The organism is Enterovibrio qingdaonensis, assembly GCF_028683135.1.
Lineage (GTDB): Bacteria > Pseudomonadota > Gammaproteobacteria > Enterobacterales > Vibrionaceae > Enterovibrio > Enterovibrio qingdaonensis.
Genome location: NZ_JAJUBB010000003.1, coordinates 241,908 through 264,236 on the forward strand (window position 1 = coordinate 241,908; position 22,329 = coordinate 264,236).

Annotated in this window: 22 protein-coding genes; 13 read left to right on the forward strand and 9 right to left on the reverse strand. The window is 45.9% G+C overall.

Features of this window, described 5'->3' with window-relative positions:
- Positions 1–60 precede the first annotated feature (60 nt).
- The 3 genes from LRP49_RS05955 to LRP49_RS05965 all read left to right on the forward strand — a co-directional run bounded on the left by LRP49_RS05955 (position 61) and on the right by LRP49_RS05965 (position 2,284).
- On the forward strand, positions 61–510 hold the full coding sequence (locus tag LRP49_RS05955; protein ID WP_274140882.1) for an NUDIX domain-containing protein: 450 nt from the start codon (positions 61–63) through the stop codon (positions 508–510).
- Between the two features lie 94 nt (positions 511–604).
- Entirely contained in the window at positions 605–1,324 is a 720-nt protein-coding gene (locus LRP49_RS05960) for a DUF3581 family protein (protein WP_274140883.1), read from the forward strand.
- 135 nt (positions 1,325–1,459) lie between these two features.
- A complete protein-coding gene (locus LRP49_RS05965) occupies positions 1,460–2,284 on the forward strand; it encodes an HDOD domain-containing protein (protein ID WP_274140884.1) in 825 nt (274 codons plus the stop codon).
- A 51-nt stretch (positions 2,285–2,335) separates the two neighbouring features.
- Here LRP49_RS05965 and LRP49_RS05970 read toward each other — a convergent pair whose 3' ends face one another.
- Positions 2,336–3,241, reverse strand: a complete 906-nt coding sequence (locus tag LRP49_RS05970; RefSeq protein ID WP_274140885.1) for a LysR family transcriptional regulator — start codon at positions 3,239–3,241, stop codon at positions 2,336–2,338.
- Positions 3,242–3,393: 152 nt separating this feature from the next.
- On the opposite strand from LRP49_RS05970, the gene LRP49_RS05975 reads away from it, so the two are divergent.
- From LRP49_RS05975 to LRP49_RS05995, 5 genes are all read left to right on the forward strand, one after another.
- Positions 3,394–4,167 (forward strand): (Fe-S)-binding protein, encoded by a 774-nt coding sequence (locus LRP49_RS05975; protein ID WP_274140886.1) that lies wholly within the window; start codon positions 3,394–3,396, stop codon positions 4,165–4,167.
- Positions 4,164–5,591 (forward strand): LutB/LldF family L-lactate oxidation iron-sulfur protein, encoded by a 1,428-nt coding sequence (locus LRP49_RS05980; protein WP_274140887.1) that lies wholly within the window; start codon positions 4,164–4,166, stop codon positions 5,589–5,591. The genes LRP49_RS05975 and LRP49_RS05980 overlap by 4 nt, the downstream gene beginning before the upstream one ends.
- Positions 5,588–6,262, forward strand: coding sequence for a LutC/YkgG family protein (locus LRP49_RS05985; protein ID WP_274140888.1), 675 nt, complete (start codon positions 5,588–5,590; stop codon positions 6,260–6,262). The genes LRP49_RS05980 and LRP49_RS05985 overlap by 4 nt, the downstream gene beginning before the upstream one ends.
- A gap of 4 nt (positions 6,263–6,266) precedes the next feature.
- Complete coding sequence (locus LRP49_RS05990) at positions 6,267–9,146, forward strand: FAD-binding and (Fe-S)-binding domain-containing protein (protein ID WP_274140889.1); 2,880 nt, start codon at positions 6,267–6,269, stop codon at positions 9,144–9,146.
- A gap of 199 nt (positions 9,147–9,345) precedes the next feature.
- Positions 9,346–10,476, forward strand: a complete 1,131-nt coding sequence (locus LRP49_RS05995; RefSeq protein ID WP_274140890.1) for a DUF5666 domain-containing protein — start codon at positions 9,346–9,348, stop codon at positions 10,474–10,476.
- A gap of 96 nt (positions 10,477–10,572) precedes the next feature.
- On the opposite strand, the gene LRP49_RS06000 is transcribed toward LRP49_RS05995, so the two are convergent.
- The 3 genes from LRP49_RS06000 to LRP49_RS06010 form a co-directional block, all read right to left on the reverse strand.
- On the reverse strand, positions 10,573–11,268 hold the full coding sequence (locus LRP49_RS06000; protein ID WP_274140893.1) for a glutathione S-transferase: 696 nt from the start codon (positions 11,266–11,268) through the stop codon (positions 10,573–10,575).
- 119 nt (positions 11,269–11,387) lie between these two features.
- The gene (locus LRP49_RS06005) at positions 11,388–12,680 is read right to left on the reverse strand and encodes a TRAP transporter large permease (RefSeq protein WP_274140895.1); all 1,293 of its coding nucleotides are present in this window, start codon (positions 12,678–12,680) and stop codon (positions 11,388–11,390) included.
- A complete protein-coding gene (locus LRP49_RS06010; protein ID WP_274140897.1) occupies positions 12,677–13,180 on the reverse strand; it encodes a TRAP transporter small permease in 504 nt (167 codons plus the stop codon). Before LRP49_RS06010 ends, LRP49_RS06005 begins: the two co-directional genes overlap by 4 nt.
- 454 nt (positions 13,181–13,634) lie before the next feature.
- Here LRP49_RS06010 and LRP49_RS06015 point away from each other — a divergent pair, with 454 nt between their 5' ends.
- Genes LRP49_RS06015 through LRP49_RS06030 form a run of 4 tightly spaced genes read left to right on the forward strand, consistent with a single transcriptional unit; the run spans position 13,635 to position 17,715 of the window.
- The gene (locus LRP49_RS06015) at positions 13,635–14,285 is read left to right on the forward strand and encodes a GntR family transcriptional regulator (protein WP_274140899.1); all 651 of its coding nucleotides are present in this window, start codon (positions 13,635–13,637) and stop codon (positions 14,283–14,285) included.
- Positions 14,286–14,328: 43 nt separating this feature from the next.
- Positions 14,329–15,393, forward strand: a complete 1,065-nt coding sequence (locus LRP49_RS06020; RefSeq protein ID WP_274140901.1) for a Gfo/Idh/MocA family protein — start codon at positions 14,329–14,331, stop codon at positions 15,391–15,393.
- A gap of 9 nt (positions 15,394–15,402) precedes the next feature.
- Positions 15,403–15,858: a type II 3-dehydroquinate dehydratase gene (aroQ, locus tag LRP49_RS06025; protein ID WP_274140903.1), complete on the forward strand. Its 456-nt coding sequence runs from the start codon at positions 15,403–15,405 to the stop codon at positions 15,856–15,858.
- 3 nt (positions 15,859–15,861) lie between these two features.
- A complete protein-coding gene (locus tag LRP49_RS06030; protein WP_274140905.1) occupies positions 15,862–17,715 on the forward strand; it encodes a bifunctional sugar phosphate isomerase/epimerase/4-hydroxyphenylpyruvate dioxygenase family protein in 1,854 nt (617 codons plus the stop codon).
- A 109-nt stretch (positions 17,716–17,824) separates the two neighbouring features.
- Here the strand turns inward: LRP49_RS06030 and LRP49_RS06035 are convergent, their stop codons facing one another.
- The 3 genes from LRP49_RS06035 to LRP49_RS06045 all read right to left on the reverse strand — a co-directional run bounded on the left by LRP49_RS06035 (position 17,825) and on the right by LRP49_RS06045 (position 19,023).
- Positions 17,825–18,055 carry a hypothetical protein gene (locus LRP49_RS06035; RefSeq protein WP_274140907.1) on the reverse strand — a complete coding sequence of 77 codons (231 nt, stop codon included), beginning with the start codon at positions 18,053–18,055 and terminating at the stop codon, positions 17,825–17,827.
- A gap of 81 nt (positions 18,056–18,136) precedes the next feature.
- Positions 18,137–18,700, reverse strand: a complete 564-nt coding sequence (locus LRP49_RS06040; protein ID WP_274140909.1) for a pyridoxamine 5'-phosphate oxidase family protein — start codon at positions 18,698–18,700, stop codon at positions 18,137–18,139.
- 14 nt (positions 18,701–18,714) lie between these two features.
- The gene (locus LRP49_RS06045) at positions 18,715–19,023 is read right to left on the reverse strand and encodes a hypothetical protein (protein ID WP_274140911.1); all 309 of its coding nucleotides are present in this window, start codon (positions 19,021–19,023) and stop codon (positions 18,715–18,717) included.
- A gap of 310 nt (positions 19,024–19,333) precedes the next feature.
- On the opposite strand from LRP49_RS06045, the gene modF reads away from it, so the two are divergent.
- Positions 19,334–20,785 carry a molybdate ABC transporter ATP-binding protein ModF gene (modF, locus tag LRP49_RS06050; protein WP_274140913.1) on the forward strand — a complete coding sequence of 484 codons (1,452 nt, stop codon included), beginning with the start codon at positions 19,334–19,336 and terminating at the stop codon, positions 20,783–20,785.
- Between the two features lie 38 nt (positions 20,786–20,823).
- On the opposite strand, the gene LRP49_RS06055 is transcribed toward modF, so the two are convergent.
- Positions 20,824–21,132, reverse strand: coding sequence for a hypothetical protein (locus tag LRP49_RS06055; RefSeq protein ID WP_274140915.1), 309 nt, complete (start codon positions 21,130–21,132; stop codon positions 20,824–20,826).
- Between the two features lie 147 nt (positions 21,133–21,279).
- On the reverse strand, positions 21,280–22,290 hold the full coding sequence (locus LRP49_RS06060; RefSeq protein WP_274140917.1) for an aldo/keto reductase: 1,011 nt from the start codon (positions 22,288–22,290) through the stop codon (positions 21,280–21,282).
- Positions 22,291–22,329: the final 39 nt, after the last annotated feature.

The window sequence follows — 22,329 nt, forward strand, 5'->3', positions numbered from 1 at the left end:
TCCCACCGCACAGCAAGCTTTGTACTATAGACAAATATTCATAAGGACATTGGAGTCACTATGCACCCATTACGAGTATCTGTCCGCGCTGTTTGCTATAAAGATAACGCGATTTTACTCGCCGAGCACCGGGACGATCGCGGGTTGTGGTATATATTGCCCGGTGGTGGCATTCAGCATAACGAGACGATGGCTCAGGCATTTGACCGTGAACTACTTGAAGAAACTGGCGGTAAAGCCGTTATGGGAGACGTGCTGTTTGTGCGAGAAGTCATCGCAGATCTCCTAGATACGACGTACCTTCCTGAACATCTGCATCAAATCGAACTCTTTGTTGAAGCAAAACACTTCGAGCAGGTTACCCAGCCTATGGCACCTGATAAAGATCAGATTGGTATGGTGTGGATGCCCTTACATCATCTACCTAACCTTCTCTTTTTCCCAAAAACGATGGTTCCTAGTCTCCAAAACAAGGTATTTGATAGGATTTATCAAGGGCATATCCTCTAGTTTTGTCTGACCTAACTGGCTAGACCATTAAAATCGACTTAGTCAGTTACAATGCGAGCCAAGTTAAACTGTGTCCAACCACCAGAAAAAGAACATGCAGCTAAACAATTACTTCAATCAGAGCAACGGTCAGTTAGTTTTTACGCGTAAACAAGCAAGCCACTTTGCGAAGTTAGTCGCCGGCGATTTCAACCCTATTCACGATGAAGACTCAAAAAGATTCTGTGTGCCGGGTGATTTACTCTTCTCTGTCTTACTTGCTAAAGCAGGTATCAGCGAAAAAATGTGCGTTTCTTTTGCTGGCATGATTTCAGATAACGTTAGCCTAGAGCTTCGTGACTGTGATGGCGGTGCGTTAGAAGTAACGGATAACAATGGCAAGCTGTATCTGACGATGCAACGAGAAGGTAAGAATCTCGTAAATGAAAGTCTCGCCGCTTGCGTAGCCGAAAACTATGTGAAATTTTCGGGTATGAACTTCCCTCACATCATGGTTCCTCTTATGGAACAAAGCGGCATGATGATTAACCCAGAAAGACCACTGGTTATTTACGAAAGCATGGAACTCAATTTCCATCATCTAAATTTCACCTGCCCGACTGTCGAACTCACTGACTCCATCATGGATGTATCAGGTAAGCGCGGAACCGTAACACTCGCTTTCTGCTTCAAAGAAGACGGTGAAGTGATTGGTGAAGGCAAGAAAACGATGGTGTGCAGTGGACTGCGTGAATACGAGCAGACTGCGGTAGAAGCACTTGTAGATAAATTTAATTCTAGAAAGTCCGAGTTTTTATCTGCGCAAGCCGTTTAGCTAAAAATGAATGTGATAACAGCCCCGATTTCATCGGGGTTTTTTATACCCGTCAATGTCTTACATAAGAAAATCCCAGCGCATATTTGAGACTCTGTTCTATATTTAATTTATGGATACACATTGGAGTCGCATATGGCCACTGACGCATTACTCTCTCACGTAGACAAGCTCCCCAAAATACCCAAAGTCGTTCAAGAATTGATGGACTTGGTTAACAGCGAACACTCAGATATGACCCAAATCTCTGACAAGATTGGCTTAGATCAGGTTATTAGTGCTCGGGTCCTTCGACTTTCTAATTCTGCACACTTTGGACGAGGCAGAAGTGTCGCATCTGTCGACGAAGCCGTAATTCGATTAGGGTTAGGCCCAATCAGGACGCTGGTAACAGCTTCCGCACTCATGAGTTCATTTCCCGAAATTGAAGGGTTCGATCTCAATGAGTTTTGGGGGACGACCTTCGAGGTTGCGACCTTGTGTAAGGTGATCGCCAAAGAAGTAAAAGCAGATCCAAATGAAGCATTTACCGCAGGCATGCTTCACAACATTGGAGATTTGCTGATCTACACCGTCTATCCCGATAAAGCGCAGAAAATTGAATTGCATGTAGAAACGGGCAAAACCAAAGATGAAGCCCAACGTATTGTGCTTGATACCGATTGTGCGCAACTCGGGGGAGCCTTGGCAAAAAATTGGAAGTTTGCAGACAAGCTAATTGATGCCATAGCAAACCAATACGCCGCAGTACAAGGTGATGAATTTTCCCAGCTTGCAGCCATCATCAACCTATCGCGTAAGATTGATGAAAACTGGGATACATTGGCAAATGATGAAGCAAGGCAAACATGGCTTAACCATCAGTTAGAGTACAGCATGCTTGGCTTAGACGAAGATCTGTTGACCATACTGGAAGTTAATCGCGGCAACGGACGCGAAATGGCCAGACAGCTCGTTTAACAGGAAAAACATCGAAGCAGACCGTCTCTATAAGTGGAGGCGGTTTTTTCGTTAAAAGTAGTAATCCATGTCTAAATAGCGTTCACGAATATGCTCAATCAGTGCTTTCACCTTCTTTGATGGATGTTTGGTATAAGGATAAACCGCGTAAATGCCGAGCTTCTTAGCGACCTGTTTGGGCAAGAGATCCATCAATTTACCTTCTTGCAAGTCGTGATATACCAAACACCTAGGCACATAGACAATTCCGTGCCCGGCCAACGCCGCTTTACGGAGAGCGGCAGCGTTGTTTGTTGAAAAGTTACCCGTTACTTTGACGATACGCTTATCTTCCGTTCTCGTGGCAAAAAACTCCCAATCAGCAGCACCAGTACTTTGGTAGGTATAATGCAGACAGTTATGGTTTTTGAGCGCATCCGGAGAATCAGGGCGTCCATTCCTCGCAACATATTCTGGCGACGCACAGACAATCCATTGAGAGTCGATGATATGGCGAGCAACTAAACTGGAGTCCTCTAGGTATCCTGTGCGAATAGCAAGGTCATAGCCCTCATCAATCAAATCCACAAAGCGATTGCTAAGCGTGACATCAATGCGAAGACCGTCGTAGCGACTCGCAAATTCCGCGATTGTCTCGGCAAGTAGCAAGTCACCGGAAATTGTGGGAACAGAGACTGACAACCGCCCTTTCATTTCACAAGAGAGCTGATTCACAGATTCGATAGCGTCTAAACTAAGTTGAGCCAACCGTTTAGCTGTAGGTAACAACGAGATACCCGCTTCTGTTAGGGATAGCTTTCGTGTCGTACGATGCAATAGCTGCACATTCAAATCTTTCTCAAGCCTCTGAATACGCTTGCTCACGACTGAGTTCGCTAAGCCTAGTTTATCTGCTGCTAACTTAAACGATCCCAATTCAGCCACTTCTGCAAAGAGTATCGCGTCATCTGATTTCATTCATTATCTCTTTTTTGGAAATAATCATTTCATTTAATGCTATTTATTCTCAAATCTCAACCTCCTATGCTCTTTCTTAGACGCTATACCCTAGGTAGAAGCACATAGATTGAAGCGTGTGAACTATCACACGCATTAAGCAAGGACACCGTATGCCATCTCCTCGAATCTATCCGGCAAAACCAGACAAGGTTTATCTTTATGCGACTTGCTTGGTCGACGCATTTGACCCAGATACTGGTGTGGACGCAATAGCCGTTCTAGAGAACCAAGGGATTGAAGTTATATACATTCCCAAGCAGACATGCTGCGGACAGCCTGCCTATTCATCTGGCTACACGATTGAAGCCATTCAGGTCGCTGAATCTCAAATGGCCTTATTCCCAGAATCGTACCCTATCGTGATTCTCTCTGGGTCCTGCGGTGGCATGATGGTGCACCATTACCCCAAAATGTTTCATGGTCATACATTAGAAAATCAAGCCCTTTCATTCGCAGCCCGCGTTTTTGAGTTTACTGAGTTTCTAAGTTGCGTTTGTCACGCAACATTAAATGACACAGGTGAACCTACACAAATCGCTCTTCACACTTCCTGTGCAGCAAGGCGAGAAATGAATGTTCACGCCCACAGCGCACACCTACTCAATCAGCTTTCTTCCGTTGAAGTTCGGCCCGCAGCGTATGAAGAAGAATGTTGTGGATTTGGCGGAACCTTCTCCGTCAGACACCCTAATATCAGTGAAGCAATGGTTGATGATAAATCTCGGAATTTACAAGAAACTGGCGCAATGGAATATGTCAGTGCCGATTGGGGGTGCATGTTGAATATTAATGGCGCGCTAGAATACAAAGGCCAGCCTTTTAAAGGACGACATATCGCGAGATTTATTGCGCAACGTACAGGCTTATCAGGAGGAAACCAATGAACCATAACTCCCCTGAGCATATACACCAACAGGCCAAAGAAGCCCTTGCCGATAAAGAGCTTCGCCAAAATTTTCGCGGTGCCATGGATTACCTCAGAACCAAACGAAAAGAGGCATTCCCCGATAAAGATGAAGAAAAGGCGGTTCGTGATCGCGCGGAAGCCATCCGCCAACGTTGCTTGAGTAAACTACCAGAGTTGTTGGAAAAATTTGAAACTCAGTGTCTAAGGAACGGCATCCAAGTTCACTGGGCACAGCACGCAGAAGACGCAAATGCCATATTTTCTAAGTTAGCAGCAGACAAACAAACCACGCTAATGGTGAAAGGTAAGTCTATGGTGAGTGAAGAAATTGAACTCAATCACCATATGGAAAAGCGCGGTATTCGTTGTCTGGAAAGCGATATGGGCGAATATATCGTTCAGCTAGACGGCGACACACCCTCTCACATCATCATGCCTGCGATTCACAAAAATAAGCAGCAAGTGTCAGACACCTTTGAACACAATATCCAAGGGTTTGTTCCTACCACTGATGTAGATGAACTCATTCAAACGGGCCGCCGAATGCTACGACAAGCCTATCAAGACGCTCAAATTGGTGTATCCGGCGTCAACTTTGCCGTTGCAGAAACAGGCACGCTTTGTCTTGTCGAAAACGAAGGGAATGGGCGAATGTGCACCACTATCCCTGACACACACATCGCCATCACTGGCATTGAAAAAGTGGTTGAGTTTCTCACTGACGTGCCACCGCTATTCAGTGCACTAACCCGTTCGGCCACTGGGCAATTGATCACTACCTACTTCAATATGATTTCGGGTCCCAGAAAAGAAAGTGAGCTTGATGGCCCTAAAGAAGTTCACATAATCTTGCTTGATAATGGACGCTCTCAGGCTTACCACGACAGCGAACTTCGTAAAACACTACAATGCATCCGTTGCGGTGCATGCATGAACCATTGCCCGGTTTATACCCGAATCGGGGGGCATGCTTATGGTACAGTTTACCCTGGTCCAATAGGCAAAATAATTTCCCCTCATTTGATGGGCCTAGACAAAACCAAAGATCTCATTACCGCGTCCAGCCTATGTGGTGCGTGTGAAGAAGTCTGCCCAGTCAGAATCCCAATTCCCTCCCTTCTTCAACGATTGCGCCAAGAGTCCAAGAACAAAGCGCAACAAGAACACGCACCTATAAACGGGCAAGACGCAGCAAACAGTGTTCTCGAAAAAGCTGCAATGAAAGGTTTCGCGTATGCCGCAACTCACCCTTCTTTCTACCATACCGCGCTCGACACAGCGCGTAAGATGAACGGTGTTATACCTAACAATCTCGGTGGGTGGACTCAATGCCGCGTTAAACCAAAACTGGCAAAAACGTCGTTGAAGCAAAAATTGGCAAACCGTGGAGACAGTAAATGAACACTCAAAATCAAAACGCCCGCGCTGCCATCTTTGCCAAACTGAAATCGGCACCAACTCTCACGGATGCTAAGCCCTTACCTGAATGGCAGGCGTGGCACTCAGATGATCAAAATGAGCGTACTACTCGGTTTATAGAAAAAATGTCTGCATGTCATGCAGAGATTAAGTGCACAAGTAAAGAGACGCTTATTCACTGTTTAACTGACCTCATCAATCAAGAAGGGTTTAAACGCGTACTTGTGGGCGATAACAACCCACTGATGCCTGATCTCATCGCAGGCTGTGAGCAGTCACACTTTGCTATTTATGATCAAGCAATCGAAACATTCAAAACATCACTGTTTAATGAAATTGATGTCGGCATTACCTTCTCACAAGCTGGTATAGCGGATACAGGAACACTTGCAACCATTCCTGGAGGTTCAGAACCTCGAGCCTTATCACTCGTGCCACCCACTCACATTGCTATCATACGGGAATCTGACATTGTATCGAATTTCAGCGAGTTAATGACAACGCCGTTTTGGACAAACGCAGGTTGGGGAACCACGCCACCTACCAACCTTCTTCTTATTTCAGGCCCATCCAAAACCGCAGATATTCAACAGACTTTGGCTTATGGCGCACATGGTCCCAAACGTCTTATCGTATTTTTGGTGAAGGAGTAGACTGATGGCAGGGATGCCAAGCAACGACATTTATTTGGAACTGATTAACACACTGAGTGTTCAGATTCCGGCCTCTCGATTAATCAGTGACGATGCAAAACTCATGGCTTATGGCACTGACGCCAGTTTCTACCGGATGATTCCCAAGTTGATCGTTCAAGCCAATTCTTTGGAAGAAATGGTATTCATCATCCAGTCATGCTCACATAAAAACATCCCTTTTACGTTCCGAGCAGCGGGTACTAGCTTGTCTGGTCAAGCAGTGTCCGACTCAGTTCTTATTACGCTGACGGACAACTGGCGAGACCACGAAATCATCAGCGATGGTCTTAAAATTCGTCTCCAACCCGGCGTTATTGGTGCTGATGCCAACAAATACCTCTCCCCCTATCAACGTAAAATTGGACCGGATCCCGCATCAATTAACAGTTGTAAAATCGGTGGTATAGCAGCGAACAACGCCAGTGGAATGTGTTGTGGAACGGCTCAGAACACGTACAAGACAGTCGACGCCATGACCTTAGTCCTTCACGATGGGACGATCCTCAATACCGCTGAACCCGAATCAGTCGCGCAATTTCGTGTTTCTCATGATTCCCTTTTGGCGGGAATATTTCAGCTCTGTAGTGAAGTAAAAAACGATGCTGTTCTTTTCGAGAGAATTCAACATAAGTATCGCCTCAAAAACACCACTGGGTATGCACTAAATGCCTTAATTGATTTCGACGATCCCATCGATGTTCTTACCCATTTAATGGTCGGATCTGAAGGTACGCTGGGGTTTATTGCAGAAATTACTTACAACACGGTCATTGAGCACCCGAATAAGTCTTCTGCACTTTTAGTGTTTAGTGACATTGAAAGCGCATCAAACGCCGTTTCTATCCTCGCAAACACGCCTGTTTCGGCAGTTGAAATGATGGACGGCCGCGCCTTGCGTTCGGTAGCGGAAAAAGCTGGCATGCCCGAGTTTATGCCCACATTGACTCTTGAGCATTGCGCATTGCTCGTTGAAAGCCGCGCTGCGAGTGAAGATGAGCTGTATCATCAATGTCGCACGATTATGGCGTCCATTTCTGCTTTTGATATCCCACACCAGGTAATGTTTACCTCTGACCCGTCAACGGTAAACACACTTTGGAGTATCAGAAAAGGTATGTTCCCCGCTGTAGGCGCAGTTCGTGAAGCGGGCACCACTGTCATTATTGAAGATGTTGCCTTTCCAGTTGATAGGCTTGCAGCCGGCGTTCGAGAGCTCCAAGCGTTGTTTGACGAATTTGCCTATCACGAAGCAATCATTTTCGGCCATGCGTTGGAAGGCAATCTCCACTTCGTGTTTACGCAAGGCTTTGACTCTCAGATAGAAGTAAAACGCTATGGCGCATTTATGGACGCTGTCGCACATCTCGTCGCTGTAAAATATCAAGGTTCTCTCAAGGCAGAACACGGAACGGGTCGAAACATGGCACCCTACGTCGAACTTGAATGGGGTTCCGATGCCTATAGGTTGATGCGTCAAATTAAAACCTTGTTTGACCCAAATGGCTTACTCAACCCCGGCGTTATTATTAACGACGATCCAGACGCCCATATCACCGACTTAAAACCCATGCCTAAAGCGGATGATATTATTGATCGCTGCATTGAGTGCGGGTTCTGTGAAGCGGTGTGCCCTTCAAGAACCCTGTCGCTTTCTCCTCGTCAACGCATCGTGCTGTACCGTGAAATGCAGCGGCTTAAACACAACAATGAAAGTGACAAATACGCTGAGCTTGAAAAGACATTTAACTATTTAGGCGTAGACACTTGTGCTGCAACAGGACTGTGTGCAGACCGGTGCCCTGTTGGTATCAATACTGGCGATCTGATCAAGCAGGTTAGAACAGAGAAATACAAACGGTTTACGCCAATTGCCACATGGAGTGCAAACCATTTTGGTGCAACAACAGCCCTAACGAGACTTGGACTAAAAACCAATGCAGCCATGCAAAAAACGCTTGGCGAAAAGGCCCTGAGTAAAACCGTGAATGGACTTAGGAACCTCTCTAAAGGTAAGACACCGGAATGGCACCCTGACTTCCCTCAAGCAAATAAACACGTGCCAAAAACCGGAGAAAACAGAAAGCCCAAACGTGTTGTTTATTATCCATCCTGTGCCAGCCGAAATATGGGTAACGAGGTGAACAGTGAAGACACTAAAACACTAACAGAAGTGACAATGTCACTGCTAGAGCGTGCGGGCTATCAGGTCATCATCCCTAAAAAACTTGAAGAACAATGCTGCGGTATGCCCTATGACAGTAAGGGTATGAAAAAACTTAGCAAAGAAAAAAGCTATCGTCTGGAGGCTACATTATGGCAAGCCAGCGAACTTGGAAAACTCCCCGTACTGATGGATACCAGTCCCTGCGTGAAAATAAGTAAAGAGCAGTTTACCTTTCCGCTAGGTATCTACGAACCTTCAGAGTTTGTCATTAAGTATCTGTGGAATGATCTCGATATTCAGCAAGTCGACGAAACAGTGATGTTGCATATTACTTGCAGCACACGACGGATGGGTCTGGCTGATTCTTTACTTAACTTAACAAAGGCATGCGCAAAACGCGTCGTCGTACCTGAACATATCGACTGCTGTGGTTTTGCAGGTGACAAAGGCTTTTTCACGCCCGAGCTAAATGCAGCGGCTACCGCACCACTCAAACAGCAAATACCGCAGGACTGCACGAGAGGATTTAGCAACAGTCGGACGTGCGAAATTGGCTTAACGCATCATAGTGGCATCCCCTATCGCTCTATCTTGTATTTACTCGACGAGGTCTCCATGGCTAAGCCTTCAAAAGCGACCCCAAATGCCAGAGATACAAACAAAGAAGTCGTCAGTTAATCCACTGAAAGCAAAGGTTACAGCACCTTTGCTTTCTTTTTGCTCTGCGTTTCACACCAGTAAAATGTGATATTGGTTCATATATCCACACAACATAATCAAGTTTACAGAACGCTGACATTTCCTCGTAAATCTCCAGACAATTCCCGTGCTACATTCCGCGCGCGTTTTTTGCACCCCATTTCTATAAGGCTTTTGAATGAAACGTTACGCGCTTTTCCCATTTTTAACACTTGCTCTAACAGCGTGCGGCGGCGGCAGCGATAGCAGCACTACCTCACCAACTGCAGCGATGTCTGTAGAAGGTAAAATTGAACAAGTAACTGGTTCAAGCATTACTGTAAACACGCAATCTTACGGCGTGGCTTCGCTTGCGTATCAAGGGCAGCAATTAACCCATGACATGCTGGCTCCCAATATGATGGTTGCGCTTAACACCAACACACGTATGAACAACAATGCAACCGTCGAACTGGATCCTACCTTTACGGGAAAAATCACTGATATTGACCGTCTTCAAGGCACATTTAAGGTTAGCGGCGTTGCGTTGAAATTCCTTAACTTGTCGCCAAAAATCCAAAACGGTGACTGGGTAATGGTGTCAGCACTACCTACTGCGAATATGGGCTATAAAGTGCTTTCGGTCGTTAATTTTGAATATGACGCAAATGGCATGGCAGAAGCTGAAGGTCGTGTTTCAAACATCAACCTTGAAAACAACACATTTAAGATCGGAAACTCGCTTACCGTTCTCTTCGACGATAGACTCATTAATAATATTAAGAAACTTCGCAACGGAGCGTGGGCAGAAGTTCTTGGTAGCTACAATGAATTTACCGGTCAATTGGTGGCTGAAACCATCAAACTTAAAACATTCAACGTCATCCATGGCAGAGGTGAAATCGAAGGTGTTGTGACTTGGGTTGCAAATGACCTTAGTAGCTTTGAAGTGAACTACCGCGGACTATTCAACGTGCTGCCTTCTACTGAGTTTGAAGATGGTAACAAGTCGCAGCTGCGTCCAGGCGTCAATGTTGAAGTTGAATACACAGGAAACAGCAAGCGCACCATCGCGAAAGAAGTCGAGTTTGAAGATGATTTTGATTTCGACTTTGACTGGGATGACTACGAGTTCGATATCGAAGGTTATGTCGGTGATGTTGATTACGACACCAAATCTTTCCAAATAAAAGGCAAAACAATCTTCACTGATGTTAATACAGAATACGAAGATAACCTCAGCCTAGATGCTCTTATCGGGTCGACTATTGAAGCCGAGGGTATCATCATTGGTGACAAGCATGTCGCTCGAAAAATCTCAAAAGAGTGATAGGAACTAGCGGACTTTAATTCGAAACTCGAGTTTCCTTTATCCCATTTCCATACCAAAATGCCCAATAATCTATTGGGCATTTATCAATTCTGCTTAGTCTAAAGCCAGCATATCGCGGATTGAATTTTCAATTTGTCCACCGCAATATAACTTTCCATACATTCGCTCTTGCTCATCGACCAATGACGCAAGTGAAGGCTCCCTGCTGATCGTCTTGCAATGGGTATAAACGTTAGGAGCATATTTCTGAAGATCCGGTTCTAACTCGGGAAAGCAACGCACCATATTGCCAAATAGCGCATATACCGAAATGTCCGCGTAGCTCACTTGCTCTTTGCCTAAGTATCCACGAGCAAACATCTCATCAAATATCTTCATCCAACGTGGTAATCGCGCCATTCTGAATGATGTCCAACTGTCACGGTCCCACATCATTTCGCCGTTGTAGCGGCAAAACTCCATCAGCACGTCATTACAATCCATAAGGATCTTCATGCACATTGCGGCCTCAAATGGGTCCTTGGGGTTCAAACCTAAAAACTCGGAAACATACAATACTATGGCAGGCATTTGGCTTATTGAACGTCCGGTATTGAGCTCCACCAGCAATGGAGGCCCAGTAAAAGGCGTCATGCTTTGTTGTTCCGGTGGCATTGAAATCATTGCCCGAATTTCCGAATGATCAGTTTCCATCATTAATGGTTCGCTCTTGTATGCAAACTGATAGCTAATGAAACTTCCTCGAAATGGCAAAGGCCAATAGTAGAGTTTAAATTTAGGCTGAGACATTTCCCTCTCCCCTTTAGTAGAAACCACTAGATACTAACCATAGACAGAAAACGACATTCGCACTGTAATAAAAAAGGCCTTAACGGCCTTTATTAATACTGTTTCTGTGCCAACGAGGACTATCCCTGATATCCCATGAACCTTGGCATTGACAAGATCAAGTCTGGGAACAGAATCATGATAAGGAGTGCGATTAAAAGCACCGCAATAAACGGGATAACCTGCTTGATAATACCCGCAAGAGGTATTTTGGTCGTTCCGTTGATCACGAACAAAAGGACTCCATAAGGTGGTGTGATTAACCCTATCATCAAGTTTACGATGGTAACGACCCCAAAATGGACAAGGTCAATTCCCAGCTCACGACAGGCTGGTACAAACAGCGGGACGATTACCAGAATCACGGTCGTTGCATCCAGCAAGAAGCCAAGGCCGAGATAAATCAGGTTAACAATCAACAAGAACTGTAATGGTGACAGGTCTGCTGCCGTGATCATTTCTGCAATCGCGGTCGGTACATTTTCCGTCGCCACAATGTAGTTGAAGATCAGTGCAGAACCGATAACCAAACCGACAGATGCTGACGAGTACGCACTTTCTTTCAATGCATGATAAAGCTGCTTAAAGCTAATTGAGCGATAAGCTACAGCAAGAATTAAGGCATACGCAGCTGCAACGGCTGCCGCTTCAGTTGGTGTAGTGATACCGCCATAAATACCAAATAGCAGGATTCCTGGCATCATCAGCGTTGGCAATGCACGGAAAGTGATGCGCGGAATATCCTTCATTGGGGTTTTAGGTTCTTTCGGGATATCCATCTTGGTTGCCATGTAGGCATTCAAACCCATCAGAACGACACCCATGAGTACACCCGGCACCAAGCCTGCAATGAAGAGATAACCGACCGACGTATCCGATACCAATGCGTAGATAACCATGGGTATTGAAGGCGGAATGATGGGACCAATGGTTGCCGATGCTGCTGTAATCGCTGCCGCATAAGACGGTGGATACCGACCATCTTTGGTCATCATATTGATGATAACGCGGCCCACACCAGCTGCATCAGCCACTGCTGAGCCCGACATACCGGAGAAGATCAGACTGGAAACGATGTTAACGTGCCCTAAACCGCCACGGAAGTGGCCGACCATTGCGACACAAAACTGGAGTAGTCTGTCTGTGATACTGCCTGCGTTCATAATGTTCGCCGCAGCAATGAAAAGAGGCACAGCCAGCAAAATAAAGCTGTTATAGAACCCCTGAATAATCTGCTCGCCTGCCAGTGCTAAATCTTGACCACTGACTGCCAAATAAACAATGGCACCAATAATCATGGAGAAAGATACTGGTGTACCAAACGCCGCCAGCAACAGCACTGTTACCAAACATAGTGTTAATGCTAAACTCATTCTTCCACCTGCTCATCCTTGTCTTCTTGCACTTTGTAATTCGGATTCAGAAACTGAATCAGTGCAAGACTGTAGCGGAGAATAATCGCGCCAAGGAAAATCCCGTAAATACTGAATACATAATCGAGGCGCCATTTCAAAATCGCGCTTTTCTTGATTTTGTAGAACGTGATGTAGTCCCACGTCGGCAAAAAGCTAATACCAAAACCGATGATGATGCCCAATGCTGACAAGATCAGAAATATACGTTGTACCTTCCCAGGCACACTTAAAAAGAGAAGATCAAAGCGAATATGATCTTTATGGCGCAGACAAAACGCGCCAGCCCAGAAAATCACCCACAACCAAAGCGTCAGAAGCACTTCTGACGACCAACCGATAGGATCATTCAAGACATAGCGGGAAAAGATTTGCGCGCAAAAGAGAAGGAACATTACGGCCAACATGGTGACTGCAACGCCGTCTGCTATTCGCTGTAACCAGTGCAGAATCGTTTTCACAACGTGACTCCATAGTTGTTGTGCACGCAGGCATTCAAATGAATGCTGTCCAAGCATGGTGCCGAAAACGCGGGAACTCCCCTAACGCTTCCCTTTCTTTTTCCGTGATAGCAGTCTTCCCTGCCACAGAGTCCTTCCATACATCACTCCTTTTTGTCAGAGACTTACTGCCCCTTTGCTGTTAGACGAAATTGTTAGGCGAAATCTCGCTGAGTTCGCGCTTGTTGACCTGTAACTAGCCTAGACGAACTGATTGATCGATTGTTACTCGAATGTGTCTCATTTGTTAAAACGTCACCTATTTTTCAAATAAGGGGATATTTTTAGATTTATAGCCCATTCACAGAAACGAGACAGATGCGGGCAAATTTAGGGAGTAAAACTGAAAAAGGTGCCGTGATTTACACGACGCGGATTTCTCTCTTCACGCTCAGTTTCTTTGAGGCATGGATAAATGACGCTGTACGAAACACTTCGCACGGATCTGTTAAAAGGTGAGTTTGAGCCGGGGAGCCGGCTCAGAATGGAATCGCTCAAAGAACGCTATGGCAGTGGCGTGAACCTTTTACGCGAAAGCCTAACGAGGCTTTCTTCTGAAGGATTGGTGAACGCAGAAGGCCAGAAGGGCTTCCACGTCGCGAGTTTTTCTATTCAGAAAATGGAAGAACTCACTCGCCTTCGCATCCTTCTCGAAATGGATGGTGCTCGCGCTTCTTTTGAAAACGGCGATATGGAATGGGAAAGCAACCTCGTCGCCGCACACCACAAACTCGAGCATGTTGAGAGCAAAATGCGCGAGAACGTTGATGAATATTTCATGATGTGGCACCGATGTGATTACGAATTTCATGCTGCATTGATTGGGGCCTGCCAGTCAGAGCTGCATATGCACTATCACCGACAAGTCTATGATCAGTTCCGCCAGTTTGTCGTGATGGAACTACGTACCGAAGGTTTTCGCGGCAAATACGTTGTCGATGAACACCATAGCGTTCTGGAAGCTGCGTTAAACCGTGACCTCCCAGCGTGTAACAACGCACTCGAGGCCCACCTTGGTGGATTCTTGAAGCGGATGAGAGAAAACAGCACCCAAAAACGGCAGTAAAAAATCTGCCGAACCATAACCATAACAAGGAAGTCTGCAGTAAATGGAGAAACCAAGAATTGCCGTCGTCGGCGCAGGATTGATCGGCAAAAATCATATTCGACTCGTCTCGGAGAGCAAAGTGTGCGACTTAGCCGCGATTGTCGATCCGTTTGAAGCGAGCATCTCGCTAGCAAAAGAATATGGCGTGCCACATTTCGAAACACTATTAGAGCTATTGGATTCGGGATTGGCAGATGGTGTGATTCTCGCGACACCAAACAACTTGCATGTTCAACAGGCCAAACTCTGTGTCGAGTACCGTATTCCCGCGCTTATTGAAAAGCCAGTTTCTCATACCGTTGCGGAAGGCAACGCATTGCTGGAAATTGCCACAAAAGAGCCAGGGATTTGGGACACCTTGCTGGTCGGTCACCACCGTATGCATAGCCCTATTATTAAACGCACTCGTGAAATCATAGATTCGGGAGCCATTGGCCAGATCGTGGCAACCCATGGTAGTGCTATGTTCTACAAGCCTGAGGATTACTTCGTCGCAGCGCCTTGGCGCACTAAAACAGGCGGCGGCCCTATTCTTATAAACCTTATTCACGACATCGGTAACTTACGCTATCTCTGCGGTGAAATTGTTGCCGTTCAATCCATGGCGTCTAACCGTCGACGACAATTTGAGGTCGAAGATACCGTCGCGATTAGCTTGAGCTTTGCCAACGGTGCATTAGGCACTTTCCTTCTCTCAGATACTGCTGGGTCGGGGCGTAGCTGGGAACAAACGTCACAGGAAAACAAAGCCTATGCAAGCTATCCCGATGAAGATTGCTACCACATTGCAGGTACAAACGGCTCGATCTCTGTGCCAACAATGCGCCTTAAAACTTACAGAAACGAAGAAGACCGATCGTGGTGGAAGCCTTTCGAGTGCGAGGATGTTTCGCTAACGCGCAAAGACCCGCTGGTTGAACAGTTAAATCATTTTTGTCGTGTCATTCGTAAAGAAGAAAAGCCGCTAGTTACGGTAAGAGACGGTCTGCAAAACCTCCGCGTTACCGAAGCCGTGGTTGAAGCGGTTAAGACTGGTCGCACTGTATACATAGACGACATCGCTTAAGGGGACGAAATGAAATCTATTTTGGTTATGAACGGCCCAAACCTGAACATGTTAGGGCAACGTGAGCCTGCGCTATATGGTCACAGTACTTTGGCAGATGTCGAACAACTTTGTCGTGATACAGGTGATAAACATGGCATCGCGGTTGAATGCTTCCAAAGCAACCATGAAGGCGAATTGATAGATGCGCTGCACCGTGCTGGTCGAGCAGTAAAAGAAGGCAAGATGATTGGCGTTGTGTTCAACGCTGGTGCTTATACCCACACGTCAATTGCCATCTATGATGCCATTAAAGCCGCAGAAGTCCCGGTTATTGAAGTGCACATTTCTAATGTTCATGCTCGCGAATCTTTCCGTCATCATTCTTACCTCTCGCCAGTCGCCGAAGGCATAATCGTGGGCTTTGGTGTCGAAGGCTATGCCCTTGCAATCGATGGATTGGTTGCCAAACTAGGGAGCCAATAAATTATGATTTACTCCATCGCAACGGTTTGTCTTTCAGGCACTTTGAGACAAAAAATTGAGGCGATTGCCAAAGCAGGCTTCCGTGGTATCGAAATCTTTGAAAATGACTTAATCACCCACAATGGCTCCGTGCATGAAATCCGCAGTATGCTGGATGACCACGGCCTTGAAGTCGTGACCTACCAGCCATTTCGCGATTTTGAAGGCCTTCCGGCTCCTTACCGTCAAAAGGCGTTTGACCGCGCAGAGCGTAAATTTGATTTGATGGAACAGTTAGGCACGGATTTGCTGATGGTATGCAGCAGCGTATCGCCAAATGCGTTAGGCGGCATTCAACGCGCAGCAGATGATTTTCATGAGCTTGGCGAACGCGCGGCAAAGCGTAATATGCGGATTGCCTACGAAGCGTTGGGATGGGGTAAATACGTTTATGATTACCGTGATTCGTGGGAAATCGTACGTCGCGCTAACCACCAGAATGTCGGTTTGTGCTTGGATACTTTCCATATTTTCTCAAGGCAAACCGAGCTGGACACCATGCTCAATATTCCCGGAGACAGAATTTTTCTAGTACAAGTCGCTGATGCCCCTAGCCTTTCCATGGACCATCTAAGTTGGAGCAGGCATTATCGCTGCTTCCCGGGACAAGGTGATCTCCCACTCAATCAATTTGTGCAAAACCTTCATGCTACAGGCTATGACGGCCCGTTCTCATTAGAGATTTTCAACGACCAGTTCCGCGCTGGCTCAACAGAGAAGACCGCACGGGATGGCTACCGCTCATTGGTTTATGCAAACCAAGCAGCAGAGAAAAGTAACGACGTAGAAAATGCCAAGATCCCTGAGGTATCGGCACCTAGTGAAGTACAATTTATTGAGTTCGCCGTTAGTGAGAATGAAAAACTATCCCTAACGAAGTTACTTTCACAGCTTGGTTTCAGTCATGCCGCAACGCACAAACGCAAGGAAGTAGAGCTTTGGCGACAAGGCAATATAAACCTTGTGATGAACATGGAACCTGACAGTTTCGCTCAGAAGTTCCACCAACAACACGGCGTTTCCGTGTGTGCCGTAGGGCTAACTTGTCACAAAGTCAGTGACATGATCGAGCGAGCTAAAAAACTCGAATTTCGTCCTGTTTGTGGTAACTCAGAGACGGATACTCATGGTATTCCCGCCATTTATGGCCCTGGAGAAAGCCTGCTTTACATGGTCGATGATGCCGAACAGCCACCTCATTGGGAACGCGAGTTTGTTTGGAATGACGACGCCATGACATTCGCGTTTTTGGAGGGTGTCGATCACGTCGCGATAACAATGAGCTATGAAGAAATGCTTCACTCTGTGCTGCTTTACCGTTCTATGTTTAACATGACAACCATGCCAACCGTTGATGTGTCGGATCCCGGCGGTCTTATAAAAAGCCAGGCTCTTCAAACGCCGGACAAAGGTGTCAGTTTTACACTGAATTCCAGCCAAGCCTCCAGAACCGTTTCCAGTAGAATTCTCGACCAATACGCGGGGACGGGAGTAAACCACATCGCGCTGTCTACGAAAGATATATTCGCCACCGCTGAGTTTATGGAGAAACAACAAACAACGACCATGCCCGTAACCGCAAACTATTATGATGATTTGGCCGCACGCTTTGCCCTTTCCGATGAAACGATCGACAAGCTAAAGCGATACAACATCCTTTACGATGAAGACGACAACGGCAGTTTCTATCAACTGTACACATCGATGTTTGCAGGTAGGTTCTGCTTTGAAATCGTACAGCGAAATGGTTATCAAGGATTTGGTGCTGCGAACAGCCAGATAAGATTGACCATGCAGGCAAGGGAGTTGGTGGGGTGAAAGCAATTTCGATTCTTGCATCAACCAAGAATCGAAAATGCGGCCACGTAGTTACTGGCCGATTTACACCTCAATGGAGGAATGCCCTTCTGCTCCCGTGTGATTTAATCTACTGCTGCGAAACAGTTCCGCACTTCTCGCATTTGTATTTCGCTACATCGTCGTCATAACTCGCGATGGGTGACGTCTCGTCGGAAGAAAAGAAAGACATGATATACTGCGTCTTGTTTTTATCACCATCAACGCTTGCCGATTCTTCTTGTGGCAGTTCGATATGAGGTGTCAGCGCATTACATTTTTCACAATTTAACGGATGTTTAATGTAATTACTTTCTAGCATTTGCATTCCCTATCAGTGGTTAAAAATGTACATCGAAAAATCAGTAGCACTGTTTGAGGTTCAAATGCCCTATTCACAAAACTAAGATTCGTCCAACCCCGTACGCTTTGCGATCTCAGTTTCAAAGCCGTCTAGACTTGTCTGGTTCTTTTTCAACCAATACTTTTCAATCCCTTCTTGCCCTTGCTTCTCTGACCATTTGGCCAGATCATCACGGTCTGCCTCATAAGAAAAATAAGGGACAGACATGCCACACGATGCTTGCACCATAGTGATATCAAGTAAGAATATTTGGCGAGCGGCGACACTTTGGGGAAACAGGCGAGAGTACTCGTCCCACTCTGCATCTTTGTTATGTAGTACTTTGGCTTTTCCATAGGCGCGAAGTATCAATGGTGCACCTTCAAAGGCACAGAACATAATAGTCATACGAGGATCTCGTATGACATGTGATGCCGACTCGTTCCCACTTCCCGTCAGATTTAGCCACGCTATTTGCGTAGGGCTAATAACGCTTAACGACTCTCCACCTTTGGGAGAAATATTGACACATCCCGTATCAGCCGCAGAACCAACGAAGAAGATCTTTTGATTTTGAATAAACGCGATGTGCTTTTCGGATAACGCTGAAAACTGTTTCCCCATAACTGGATACGTCCTTATCCTTTTACCTTAAAAAATGTTGATGGCGTAAATTCGAAGTTTCTACGCACACACTCTTTTCTAAATTGATGTTCCTTGTAGTGCCACGTTAGCAAAGACATCGGATACGCGAGGAGCAGAATGGCAATCCAATAGTAGCTATCCATCAACAATGAAACGATGACATCAACACCAAAGAAAACAGATATGCCTGACAGGATGATAGACAAGATTATGGCGTCTTTAACAATATCACCCACGATATAATCAAATTGCCCCTTCGCCCTGCGAGTCTTCCAGGCGTAGAAGTCCTCATCTTTTTTCATGACCAATCCTTTGGTTAGCTATGGGTGACAACTAAAATTCAGCGTTACTTTTCAGCGGTATACCACTAGAAAACACATCACATCCAAAACATCTTAGATACATAAAAATGACATTAGCAAAACTTCACCACTGAGCGATAGATTGTCCAACGTGCGTTCACACGCATAATTTAATGAGAATGGATGTCATTGAGATCAATATGTCCAGCCAAGTTTTATCGCGATGTAACTCACAGCTAAAACCAATTACTGACTCCTACCTTCAAACTTGCTATAACCAACTTACTTGCTGACAAAACAAACAAAAGATATGGATATCAACTTCAATCGGTTCGCCGCGGAAGGCGCAACGTCAACGCTTAGCATAGAAAGCTGGACCATTGCCCATGCTGAATCTTGGGCGGTATTTAGCACTGAGGGAGACATTGGCTCTCTACTTGGTGGGGTTTTCGGCGGCACTATCACGTTTCAAGGCGAGTTAGTAAAAGGCGACCTAAAAATCTCACAAGTGTCGTTAGTTGAGCAGCAAAAACTCCTTGAACAAGAGCGTGAAAAAGATGACACCGATTTCCTCGATCGCATTGATACAGGCACCCGTGTTTACGATCTTGTTTTTGAGCAATGCGAAGACGCCGCACTGACACAGCAGTTGATTGAAGATCTTGATCTACGTGACCTTGAAGAGAGCGGCTTTCGCGTGCTTTCTACCGGCGAAACCCGTCGCGTAATGTTAGCGCGTGCGTTGGCTGAAAAGCCTGACTTTTTGGTGTTGGATAACCCTTTCGCCGGTTTGGACATTGCCCACCGTCAATCGCTCGCTGACTATCTTGAAAAGCTATCTGAATCCGTTCAAATGTTGGTGGTCTTCGCACGGGAAGAAGACTTACCTAATTGGGTTGATCATGTGGCGATGTTCGAACGTGGAAAATTGGTTGAGTTGATAGACAAAGCTGGATGGGATAACCACCCTATTATTCAACAAATCGCGTCGCAGTCTGAGCAACAAAGTGAAGAGATGATGGCGCTAATTCGTCGCTATCAACACAATACGCTGTTTGAAAACCCGATTTTTGAGTTGAAAAACGGCAAAGTTGAATACACGGAAAAGACCATTTTTACCGACGTAAACTGGCGAATTGATAAAGGCGAGCATTGGCAAGTCAAAGGCCCGAATGGGTGCGGGAAAAGCACCATTCTCGGGATGATCTTCGGCGATCATCCCCAGTGCTACAGTAATGACATTCACATCTTTGGTAAAAAGCGCGGCTCTGGCGAAACAGTGTGGGAGATTAAAAAGCACATAGGCATGGTGTCCTCTGCGCTTCATTTACAATATCGAGTTAATTGCACCGCACTTGATGTGATTCTCTCAGGCTTTTACGACTCGATCGGCTTGTATTCCCAGCCAAGCATTCAAGAGCAAACCATTGCACGCGAATGGTTGGATATCCTTCACATGAGCCAATATGTGAAAACACCTTTCAGAAAGCTAGAATACGGACAACAACGACTACTGCTCATTGCCCGTGCGATTGTAAAGCAACCAACGCTTTTGATTCTGGATGAGCCTTATCAGGGATTGGATTACTTGGGGCGTAGGTTGATGAAAAATACCTTAGAGTTGATCGCGCGGGAGAATCTGAGTCAGCTTCTTTATGTTTCACACTATCAAGATGATGAATTGGAAAGTATTCGAAATTCGTTGACGTTTGTGTACGACGAGTGTCGTCAGTGTTATCGAACCCAATTAGAAAAAGGATAAAACAAGGCCGCACCAGCGGCCTTTGTCTATTGTGACATTCAATAGCCCATAAACTTATCAATCAAGATTTCCAGCTTACCTTCCAGTTCGCCTTCAAAGTCGTCAAGATTCTTATCAAACTTTTGAAGGTACTTACCTGCCTGATCTCGGTTCATCTTTTTTCCGAGCACATTAAACTGCATTTCAGGCAGTGTCTTGTCATTTCGTGGAACGACAACCAGTGAAATAAATGCCGTATTTAACGCGTTCATCTCTTCCAGTATGTACTGGCAAAAATCGTCAATTTTGCTGCTCCCCTGAGGACCAAGACACCCTGGTTCGAGCCTACAAATAACATTCAGTTTCATGCCCTCTGGTACTATTGCCGCACTTCCCATCTATATGCACTCATATTTATATATTTAACATTTAGCGTAGTGCAACCAAAACAAAAACGCCCAGAGCATCATGACGAAACACTCTGGGCACTAATTGATGAATTTTCAGGGCGGTTTTTAGTGTCTATCTCTTTCCGAGTCCATCACTTTCATCTGACCTTCACTGTATCGCTCACCAATGACAAGATCATCATGCATAAGAGAAGAAAGATGTGCCAATAGCTCAGGTGACATTGTCACGCCAATCGCACCGGCATTTTCACGCATGTAATCAATATGCTTAGTACCAGGAATCGGCACCAAGGTTTTCAAGCCCTGGTGGTTTGGTTGGTTGACTATCCATGCCAGCGCGAGTTGCGCCAATGAACAGTTCAGTTCTCTCGCGACTTCTTCCAATGGCTTTAGTAGTTCGCTGTTTCTTGCAAAAGCGTCGGATTCAAATCTTGGTCTCGCATTTGACGTACGAATGTCGCCGTCAGTGAGACGTGAAGCTTCTTGGGCTTTCCCCGTCAGGAACTGGCGTCCTAACGGCGAGAATGGCACAAACGTTGTGCCCAGCTCTTCGCAAACATCGAGCATTTTCAATTCAGGCAATCGAGTCCAAAGCGAATACTCCGACTGCACGGCCGCTATTCGGTGAACCGAATTTGCGCGTCGTAATGTATCGCTGGAGACTTCAGACAAGCCGATTTCGCGGATTTTCCCTTCCTTGACCAAATCTGCCAATGCACCAACGCTCTCCTCGATAGGCACATTAGGATCGAGTCGGTGCAGGTAGTACAGGTCGATGACATCGGTTTCCAGTCGCTTTAGGCTGGCCTCACATTGCAAGCGAATGGTTTCCGGTCTGCCATCTATGGTCGGTTTTCCGTCTTTGGAGAAAAGCGCGCATTTGCTGGCAAGAACATACTCACTTCGGCGGTGTTTCACCGCCTTCGCGATCAGCTCTTCGTTTTTACCGCCGCCATACATGGTGGCGGTATCGAGGAAATCATAACCCACGTCGAGTGCTTCATTGAGTAACTGGATGGAGGTCGGTTCATCACTTGGGCCATAGCCGTGAGACATGCTCATACAACCAAGTCCAATCGGTGATACCACCAGTGATCCAATGTTGCGTTTTTCCATAGGTGTCATTCCTTCTGCTTTTTCTTATTCTTTGCGTGA

Coding starts and splice junctions, on each gene's coding strand:
- LRP49_RS05955 (WP_274140882.1), top strand. CDS start 61: ATGCACCCATTACGAGTATCTGTCCGCGCTGTTTGCTATAAAGATAAC.
- LRP49_RS05960 (WP_274140883.1), top strand. CDS start 605: ATGCAGCTAAACAATTACTTCAATCAGAGCAACGGTCAGTTAGTTTTT.
- LRP49_RS05965 (WP_274140884.1), top strand. CDS start 1,460: ATGGCCACTGACGCATTACTCTCTCACGTAGACAAGCTCCCCAAAATA.
- LRP49_RS05970 (WP_274140885.1), bottom strand. CDS start 3,241: ATGAAATCAGATGACGCGATACTCTTTGCAGAAGTGGCTGAATTGGGA.
- LRP49_RS05975 (WP_274140886.1), top strand. CDS start 3,394: ATGCCATCTCCTCGAATCTATCCGGCAAAACCAGACAAGGTTTATCTT.
- LRP49_RS05980 (WP_274140887.1), top strand. CDS start 4,164: ATGAACCATAACTCCCCTGAGCATATACACCAACAGGCCAAAGAAGCC.
- LRP49_RS05985 (WP_274140888.1), top strand. CDS start 5,588: ATGAACACTCAAAATCAAAACGCCCGCGCTGCCATCTTTGCCAAACTG.
- LRP49_RS05990 (WP_274140889.1), top strand. CDS start 6,267: ATGGCAGGGATGCCAAGCAACGACATTTATTTGGAACTGATTAACACA.
- LRP49_RS05995 (WP_274140890.1), top strand. CDS start 9,346: ATGAAACGTTACGCGCTTTTCCCATTTTTAACACTTGCTCTAACAGCG.
- LRP49_RS06000 (WP_274140893.1), bottom strand. CDS start 11,268: ATGTCTCAGCCTAAATTTAAACTCTACTATTGGCCTTTGCCATTTCGA.
- LRP49_RS06005 (WP_274140895.1), bottom strand. CDS start 12,680: ATGAGTTTAGCATTAACACTATGTTTGGTAACAGTGCTGTTGCTGGCG.
- LRP49_RS06015 (WP_274140899.1), top strand. CDS start 13,635: ATGACGCTGTACGAAACACTTCGCACGGATCTGTTAAAAGGTGAGTTT.
- LRP49_RS06020 (WP_274140901.1), top strand. CDS start 14,329: ATGGAGAAACCAAGAATTGCCGTCGTCGGCGCAGGATTGATCGGCAAA.
- aroQ (WP_274140903.1), top strand. CDS start 15,403: ATGAAATCTATTTTGGTTATGAACGGCCCAAACCTGAACATGTTAGGG.
- LRP49_RS06030 (WP_274140905.1), top strand. CDS start 15,862: ATGATTTACTCCATCGCAACGGTTTGTCTTTCAGGCACTTTGAGACAA.
- LRP49_RS06035 (WP_274140907.1), bottom strand. CDS start 18,055: ATGCTAGAAAGTAATTACATTAAACATCCGTTAAATTGTGAAAAATGT.
- LRP49_RS06040 (WP_274140909.1), bottom strand. CDS start 18,700: ATGGGGAAACAGTTTTCAGCGTTATCCGAAAAGCACATCGCGTTTATT.
- LRP49_RS06045 (WP_274140911.1), bottom strand. CDS start 19,023: ATGAAAAAAGATGAGGACTTCTACGCCTGGAAGACTCGCAGGGCGAAG.
- modF (WP_274140913.1), top strand. CDS start 19,334: ATGGATATCAACTTCAATCGGTTCGCCGCGGAAGGCGCAACGTCAACG.
- LRP49_RS06055 (WP_274140915.1), bottom strand. CDS start 21,132: ATGAAACTGAATGTTATTTGTAGGCTCGAACCAGGGTGTCTTGGTCCT.
- LRP49_RS06060 (WP_274140917.1), bottom strand. CDS start 22,290: ATGGAAAAACGCAACATTGGATCACTGGTGGTATCACCGATTGGACTT.